Source organism: Alteromonas sp. Cnat3-28, from assembly GCF_022348265.1.
Taxonomy (GTDB): domain Bacteria; phylum Pseudomonadota; class Gammaproteobacteria; order Enterobacterales; family Alteromonadaceae; genus Alteromonas; species Alteromonas macleodii.
The window spans coordinates 43,623-51,426 of record NZ_JAKREY010000024.1 but is presented as its reverse complement, the minus strand read 5'-3'; the positions used below and the strand labels follow the sequence as shown (position 1 = coordinate 51,426).

Annotated in this window: 7 protein-coding genes; all 7 read left to right on the top strand. The window is 47.3% G+C overall.

Annotated features, from left to right (window positions below):
- The first annotated feature begins 302 nt into the window (after nt 1-302).
- The 7 genes from gmk (at nt 303) to MHM87_RS17985 (ending at nt 7,798) form a co-directional block, all read left to right on the top strand.
- Complete coding sequence (gmk, locus tag MHM87_RS18015) at nt 303-944, top strand: guanylate kinase (RefSeq protein ID WP_014947804.1); 642 nt, start codon at nt 303-305, stop codon at nt 942-944.
- Between the two features lie 169 nt (nt 945-1,113).
- On the top strand, nt 1,114-1,386 hold the full coding sequence (gene rpoZ / locus MHM87_RS18010; RefSeq protein WP_014947805.1) for a DNA-directed RNA polymerase subunit omega: 273 nt from the start codon (nt 1,114-1,116) through the stop codon (nt 1,384-1,386).
- A gap of 142 nt (nt 1,387-1,528) precedes the next feature.
- Nucleotides 1,529-3,640, top strand: coding sequence for a bifunctional GTP diphosphokinase/guanosine-3',5'-bis pyrophosphate 3'-pyrophosphohydrolase (spoT, locus tag MHM87_RS18005; protein ID WP_239260487.1), 2,112 nt, complete (start codon nt 1,529-1,531; stop codon nt 3,638-3,640).
- A gap of 24 nt (nt 3,641-3,664) precedes the next feature.
- Entirely contained in the window at nt 3,665-4,051 is a 387-nt protein-coding gene (locus tag MHM87_RS18000; RefSeq protein ID WP_014975316.1) for a RidA family protein, read from the top strand.
- 3 nt (nt 4,052-4,054) lie between these two features.
- Complete coding sequence (gene trmH, locus MHM87_RS17995; protein ID WP_014975317.1) at nt 4,055-4,762, top strand: tRNA (guanosine(18)-2'-O)-methyltransferase TrmH; 708 nt, start codon at nt 4,055-4,057, stop codon at nt 4,760-4,762.
- A gap of 194 nt (nt 4,763-4,956) precedes the next feature.
- Entirely contained in the window at nt 4,957-7,029 is a 2,073-nt protein-coding gene (gene recG, locus MHM87_RS17990) for an ATP-dependent DNA helicase RecG (protein ID WP_014975318.1), read from the top strand.
- Nucleotides 7,022-7,798 (top strand): class I SAM-dependent methyltransferase, encoded by a 777-nt coding sequence (locus MHM87_RS17985; RefSeq protein WP_168462690.1) that lies wholly within the window; start codon nt 7,022-7,024, stop codon nt 7,796-7,798. The genes recG and MHM87_RS17985 overlap by 8 nt, the downstream gene beginning before the upstream one ends.
- Nucleotides 7,799-7,804: the final 6 nt, after the last annotated feature.

Sequence of the window (7,804 nt, the reverse complement as noted above, 5' to 3'; positions counted from 1 at the left end):
TTGCCGAATAAGATTCACTATGCGACAGTGGAAAACTGCACTCAAATGGTACAGCTCCATAGTCGACGGGGCCTGGACCGCAGGCACATGGAATTAAATTCGTGGGGATCCCTCAGGGTCAGAGTACATTTAGGGCCAGAAAAGTACTCTGACCCCATTAATTTTTGCTGTGGTAACCCATCGGCATAAGCTTGATAGAGTGAACTAAGTTTTCACTATGCAATGAAAGGTACGGCACAACCGCTTAATATGCTATCATTGCCACTTGAAATCACCACATTTTGAAAGAATTTTAATACCCTATGGCTTCACTACTCGGCAACTTATTCATTCTTGCAGCTCCTTCTGGAGCAGGAAAATCAAGCCTTATAAAGGCGCTAATGGAAAAGTATGAAAGCAATACAGCTACGCCAATGCAGGTGTCTGTATCTCATACAACACGTCAACCTCGTCCGGGTGAAGTCGACGGCGTGCACTACCATTTTGTGAGCCGAGAGCAGTTTGAAGCGCTGATTGAACAGGGTGTGTTTTTTGAATACGCAGAAGTATTTGGCAATTATTACGGCACATCCCGCGTGACAATTGAACAAACTTTGCACCGTGGTATTGACGTATTTTTAGATATCGATTGGCAGGGCGCGCGCCAAGTCAAAAAGCTTATGCCAGACACATGCGGTATTTTCATTCTTCCGCCTTCACTCGACGTGCTAGAGCAGCGTTTAAACAATCGCGGTCAAGACAGTGAAGAAGTCATTGCAGGGCGTATGGCGCAAGCCGTAGCTGAAATGTCTCATTTCAATGAATTCGATAGCGTAATTATCAACGACGACTTTGCGACTGCGTTAAACGATTTGGAAGCCATCGTGACAGCACAGCGACTTCGCACGGGAAAACAACAAATGCGCCATCAAGTGCTATTGGACGAACTGCTCGGTAGCGCGTAAGCTTAACTTAACAATACGTGTTTTGTTTTAGCATCGAACGATCGCTGCATAAATTGCATGATCTGACTGCTTCAAATTCAAACAAAACGCTAGGATCGCGCCACGTATCTGTGTATACTACGCGGCCGTTTTTTGAATAACTTGCTCAACCTAATTTTCGGAGAAATACATGGCTCGCGTAACTGTAGAAGATGCCGTAGATAAAATTGGTAACCGCTTTGACCTAGTGCTTGTTGCTGCACGCCGTGCACGTCAAATTGCCACTGAAGGCAAAGATCCTATGGTTGACGTTCAAAACGATAAGCCAACTGTTACAGCACTTCGTGAAATTGAAGAAGGTTTGGTAACGGCTGCTACGCTTGAACAAGCAGAACTTCAAGCTCAAGAGCAGCAAGAACATGCTGAATTTGCATCAGTAGCAAACATCCTATCTGATCAATAAAACCTCTTTTTAACGGTTTTATCGGTATTTTAGCGCCAGTGCTTTGAAAAAAGCACTGGCGCTTTGCTTTTGGCGTATTGGCTTCTCGCACAATTAAACGTATTCTTAGGGTTGTAACGTTAGATAAGGGTCACGCTTCACCGTGTATTTGTTTGAAGGTTTAAAGCAGAAAGTTTTAGAGTACTTACCAGCCGACCGCGTTCAGTTGGTACAAGAATCTTTTGTGCTTGCGCAAGAAGCGCATGACGGACAAATGCGTTCAAGCGGCGATCCGTACATTACTCACCCAGTTGCCGTCGCCGGTATTTTGGCTGACATGCACCTTGATCACGAAACGATCATGGCAGCACTCCTTCACGACGTTATTGAAGATACCCATTACAGCAAAGAAGACTTAGCCGACGCTTTTGGCGATACCGTTGCTGAACTGGTAGAAGGGGTAAGTAAGCTAGATAAACTCGCGTTTAGCACTAAACAAGAAGCGCAGGCGGAGAACTTCCGTAAAATGATGATGGCCATGGTGCAAGACATCAGGGTTATTCTTATCAAGCTTGCTGATCGCACGCACAACATGCGCACACTCGGGTCATTACGACCAGACAAGCGCCGCCGCATTGCGCTAGAAACGCTAGAAATCTACGCGCCAATCGCCCACCGCTTGGGTATTCACGACATTAAAAATGAGCTTGAAGATTTAGGTTTTCAGGCCATGTATCCTATGCGCCATCGCGCACTAAAGTCTGCTGTGCGCCAGGCCCGCGGTAATCGTAAAGAGATTATCGAAAACATTCGCGAAGAGCTGAACACTCGTTTAGACGCCTACCAAATTGAGTCGAATGTATTGGGTCGCGAAAAACATTTGTATTCCATTTACCGCAAAATGAAAAACAAAGAACTTATGTTCAATGAGGTAATGGATATTTATGCGTTTCGCATCGTTGTTCAATCGGTAGATAACTGTTATCGCGCCCTCGGTGCTATGCATGGGCTGTACAAGCCTATTGAAAACCGTTTTAAAGATTATATCGCTATCCCTCGAACCAACGGCTATCAGTCGTTGCATACGTCATTAATTGGCCCGCACGGCATTCCTGTGGAAATTCAAATTCGAACCCAGGAAATGAACCAAATGGCAGACAAAGGAGTGGCGGCGCACTGGCTTTACAAAGAGCCTGGCGATAATGGCACCACTGCACAGCTTCGAGCGCGCAAGTGGATGCAAAGCCTGCTTGAGCTTCAGCAATCGGCCAGCTCATCCTTTGAATTCATCGAATCGGTAAAAACCGATCTGTTCCCTGATGAAATTTACGTATTTACACCAGACGGACGTATTATCGAGTTGCCAATGGGCGCAACCGCCGTTGACTTCGCTTATGCCGTGCATTCTGATGTAGGTAATACCTGCGTAGGTGTGCGCGTAGAGCGCAGAAACTTTAGCTTAAGTAAGCCGCTTGAAAACGGTCAAACCGTGGAAATTATTACCTCGCCGAAAGCGAAGCCTAATGCGAACTGGCTAAACTTTGTGGTGAGCGCTCGTGCTCGCACCCGTATTCGCCAGTATCTGCGTAAACAGCATTCTCAAGAAGCGGTGAACATGGGTAACCGTCTACTTCGTCATGCGTTAGGCAGCGTTAAACTAGACGATATTCCAAACGAAGATATCGAACGTGTGGTGGCCGAAACTAAGCATGCTAATTTTGACGATTTGCTAGTAGATATTGGCCTTGGTAACGAGCTAAGCGCAATTGTAGCGCGTCGTTTATTGGGTGAGAGCACAACTGACTTATCAGACAAGAAAGGTAATGTGGCTATTCGCGGCACAGAAGGCCTGCTTGTTCACTATTCTCGTTGTTGCCATCCTATTCCAGACGATGAAATTGTTGCGGTTTTAAGCCCAGGTCGCGGCATGACTATTCACCAAATTGGGTGTAATAATATTCGCAAGCTAACACGCGAAGAACCTCAACGCGTATTGCCCATGCAGTGGGACGACAACCCGCAAGGCGAATTTAAAGCGTCACTGCGTATAGAGTTGTTTAACCATCAGGGCACACTGGCAACTTTAACGAACACCATTTCAGGGTGCGATTCCAATATCATTGGTCTGCAAACTGAAGAGAAAGAGAGTAATATCTACTTTATTGACCTTGAACTTACCACGCACAACCGTGTGCACTTGGCTCGCGTAATGAAGAAAATACGTACCATGCCGGAAGTTCAAAGAGTGTCTCGTCATAGTCAATCACGACACTAATTACTACACTATTTAGGAACTACTATGTCTAAGTCTATTATTCAGACCGATAAGGCACCTGCTGCTATTGGTACTTACAGCCAAGCGGTTAAAGCAGGTACTACCGTTTATCTTTCAGGTCAAATTCCTCTTGTTGCTGAAACTATGGAAATGGTTTCTGACGACTTTGAAGCGCAAGCTGTACAAGTTTTTGAGAACATTAAAGCGGTGTGTGACGCTGCGGGCGGCACTACAAACGACTTAGTGAAGGTGAACATCTTCCTTATCGACCTAGGTCACTTTGCAACGGTTAATGAAATCATGAGCCGTTACTTCACCAAGCCTTACCCAGCACGCGCAGCCGTTCAGGTGTCTGCATTGCCTAAAGGTGCACAAATTGAAATTGATGGTGTAATGGAACTGCCGGAGTAAGCCATGTCACCTGAGCGTTACCAGCGCATAAGACAAGTGCTGGAAAGAAGGCAAACTGATCTTACGGTTTGCCTTGAAAATGTACACAAGCCGCATAACGTATCTGCAGTAGTGAGAACCTGTGATGCAGTGGGTATTCATCGCGTTCACACCGTGTGGGAAAAGAAATATCAGTTTCGTCGCGGCACTGCTATGGGCAGCCAACAATGGGTGCGTCAAACCAATCACGATAATATCAACGACGCGATGGCTGAACTAAAAGGCCAAGGCATGCAGGTGCTGGTAACCCACTTATCTGATACCGCTGTCGATTTTCGTGATATTGATTACACCAAGCCTACGGCTATTTTGTTTGGTCAAGAGAAATACGGTGCCTCTGATGAGGCGAAAGCCGTTGCCGATCACGACATTGTTATTCCTATGATGGGCATGGTGCAGTCGTTGAACGTATCGGTAGCCGCAGCGCTAGTACTTTACGAAGCCCAGCGCCAACGTACTATTGCAGGTATGTATAACACCCAGCAGTTACCAGAAGAAGAGTGCCAAGCATTGGCCTTTCAAAATGGTTACCCGCGTTTGTATAAACTTTGCCAACGCAAAGGTTTGCCTTTGCCTGCTATTAACGCCATTGGTGAAGTGGATGCCGACGATAGCTGGTGGAAAGAAATGCAGATCACAAAAGCAGAAGCAAACGCGCTAGAGGCCGACTAGGGCCTAACCTATTGGTAGCACTTTTAGTTTTGCTCTTACTTGTATAGGGGCCAGCGTAAAAAACTGGCCTAAAGCGTACTCGCCAACCCCTCAACAATCCTTTACACTTCTTTTCCTATAACATGTTGAATAACACCAGCTTGTGCCAATTCAAAGGTTAAATAGTTAATGTTCCAAAAGAAGGATATCGCTTGATGCAAGCACTGGCCACTACACCCATTACTGCGCTTAAAGGCGTAGGCGCAAAGGTGGCAGAAAAGCTTAACAAAATAGGTTTGTTTACCCTTCAAGATATTCTGTTTCATCTTCCTCACCGCTACGAAGACAGAACCCGTATTTATAGCGTGGCAGAGTGCCGCCCGTTTACCCATGTAAGCGTGCAGGGCGAGGTAATGAGCGCCGACATTCAGTACGGCAAGAAGCGCATGCTAGTTGTTAAGCTTAGCGACGGTACGGGTACCATAACCTTACGCTTTTTCCACTTTGGTGCAGTGCAGCGGTCTATTATGACGCCGGGAAACACGGTGCGCTGTTTTGGAGAAGTGCGTACTGGCAAGTGGGGCATTGAAATGATGCACCCCGAATTTAAATTAGTGGATGAAGACGCGCCACCATCAGAAGAATCACTAACGCCAGTTTACCCCACCACAGACGGTGTTAAGCAGTTAACCCTTCGCAATTTAACTGATCAGGCCTTAAAACTACTAGATAAAGGCGCGCTGGCCGACCTACTGCCCGACGGCATTTACGATGACCAAATTAGCCTTAATGAGGCGCTTCATTTGGTGCATCGCCCACCACCCGATGTAGACGTACACGAAATGGAAGAGGGGCTGCACCCTGCTCAGTATCGGTTAATTCTGGAAGAGTTATTGTCACACCACCTAAGTGTGTTGAAAGTACGTAAGCTATCTGACGCGCAGCCTGGTATTCCTATTAAGGTGAATCAGCCGCTTATCGATAAAATGCTCGCTCAACTGCCATTCTCACCAACTGGTGCGCAGGCTCGGGTAGTGGAAGATATTCAAAAAGATATGCAGCATGCGCGGCCTATGATGCGCCTTGTACAAGGCGATGTAGGGTCGGGCAAAACCTTAGTTGCGGCACTGGCCGCGCTATCAGCCATTGGTGCAGGGCATCAGGTAGCGTTAATGGCACCTACTGAGCTGTTGGCTGAACAGCATGCCAATAACTTTCGTGGCTGGCTAGAACCTTTAGGTATTGAAGTAGGTTGGCTTGCCGGAAAGCTGAAAGGCAAAGCCCGCAATGAAGTATTAGCCCGCTTAGAAGCTGGCGATATTCAAATGTTGGTGGGTACTCACGCCATCTTCCAGGAAAGCGTAAATTACCAGCAGCTAGCGCTAGTTATTGTAGATGAACAACACCGCTTTGGTGTGCATCAACGTTTGGCCCTGCGAGATAAAGGCGAGCAGCAAGGTCGCTACCCTCATCAGCTAATTATGACGGCGACGCCTATTCCAAGAACGTTGGCCATGACAGCCTATGCCGATTTAGACACCTCGGTTATTGATGAGTTGCCACCGGGCAGAACACCGGTGCAAACCGTGGTATTACCCGATACACGCCGCGCCGATGTGATAGAGCGCGTACGTCAGGCCTGTAAAGAAAACGGCCGCCAAGCCTACTGGGTGTGTACGCTAATTGATGAGTCGGAAGTGTTGGAGTGTCAGGCAGCAGAAGACGCTGCGGTTACCCTTCGTACTGCGCTGCCAGACCTACACGTTGGTTTGGTACACGGGCGTTTAAAGCCTGCTGAAAAAGCGCAGGTTATGGCCGACTTTAAAGACGGAAAGCTGGATTTATTGGTAGCGACTACCGTTATTGAAGTAGGCGTAGACGTACCTAATGCCAGCATCATGATCATTGAAAACCCTGAACGATTGGGTTTAGCACAGCTTCACCAGCTTAGAGGCCGAGTGGGGCGTGGTGCGGTAGAAAGTCAGTGTGTACTTATGTACCAGAGCCCACTATCGAAAACCGCTACTCAGCGCCTTGGCGTATTGCGCGAATCTAACGACGGGTTTTATATTGCCCAGCGCGATTTGGAAATTCGTGGCCCGGGTGAATTTATGGGTACTAAGCAAACGGGAATGGCCGAACTTAAAATAGCAGACCTAGTACGCGACGCCGCTCTTATCCCTAAGGTTCAGGAAATTGCCTATACCCTTTGGGACAAATACCCCTCTCACGCTCAAGCCATCATTAATAGATGGATAGGGCATAAGGAGCAGTACGGTCATGCTTAATCATGTGCCTTTAATTATTTGTGATGACACCAATAGCGATGACGCTGCATTAATTAGTGCAATCAGCGAAAAGTGGGGTTTTCCTGTTGTTAGCAGCAGTGAAAAGCCTAGCGAAGGCTTGTATTTGCAGGTACAAAACGGCGTGCTAGGGCTTGCCGACGCAGGTGAGAAAAAAGTGAATCCGGTAGAGGTTGATTTTGCTTCGCCGGCAAGTTTGTATCGCAAGCAGTACGGCGGTGGGCGCAAAGAGCCCATTGTTAAGGCCATTGGTCTTAAAGGCAATGAAGCATGGCACGTAGTGGATGCAACGCCTGGGCTAGGTCGTGATGCCTTTGTTTTGGTAAGCGTTGGCTGTAAGGTCACAATGATAGAGCGATCGCCTGTGGTTGCCGCCTTGCTTGAAGATGGTATTCGCAGATTAGCGCTTAGTTTTCCGGAACTTGCAGCTAAAATGTCGCTTCAACATGGAAATAGTGCTGAGGTAATGCAATACTTCACTGGTGAGAATGTGAACGCTATTTACTTAGACCCCATGTTCCCGCACAAAAAGAAGTCAGCCTTGGTGAAAAAGGAAATGCGGCTGTTTCAGCAACTGCTTGGTCATGACCCAGACGCAGATGCGCTGTTACCGCCAGCACTAGAGCTAGCCACGCATCGGGTAGTGGTGAAACGCCCAAACAGTGCAGACGTGCTGGCAGGAATAAAAGCATCAATGGCTATTGAAAGCAAAAAACACAGATTTGATGTGTATTTGTGTCACAAAATCTAGGAGAGT

Bases quoted from the DNA above. Each gene is read 5' to 3' on its own strand.
- MHM87_RS17985 (WP_168462690.1), top strand. From the start codon at position 7,022: ATGCTTAATCATGTGCCTTTAATTATTTGTGATGACACCAATAGCGAT.
- recG (WP_014975318.1), top strand. From the start codon at position 4,957: ATGCAAGCACTGGCCACTACACCCATTACTGCGCTTAAAGGCGTAGGC.
- gmk (WP_014947804.1), top strand. From the start codon at position 303: ATGGCTTCACTACTCGGCAACTTATTCATTCTTGCAGCTCCTTCTGGA.
- trmH (WP_014975317.1), top strand. From the start codon at position 4,055: ATGTCACCTGAGCGTTACCAGCGCATAAGACAAGTGCTGGAAAGAAGG.
- MHM87_RS18000 (WP_014975316.1), top strand. From the start codon at position 3,665: ATGTCTAAGTCTATTATTCAGACCGATAAGGCACCTGCTGCTATTGGT.
- rpoZ (WP_014947805.1), top strand. From the start codon at position 1,114: ATGGCTCGCGTAACTGTAGAAGATGCCGTAGATAAAATTGGTAACCGC.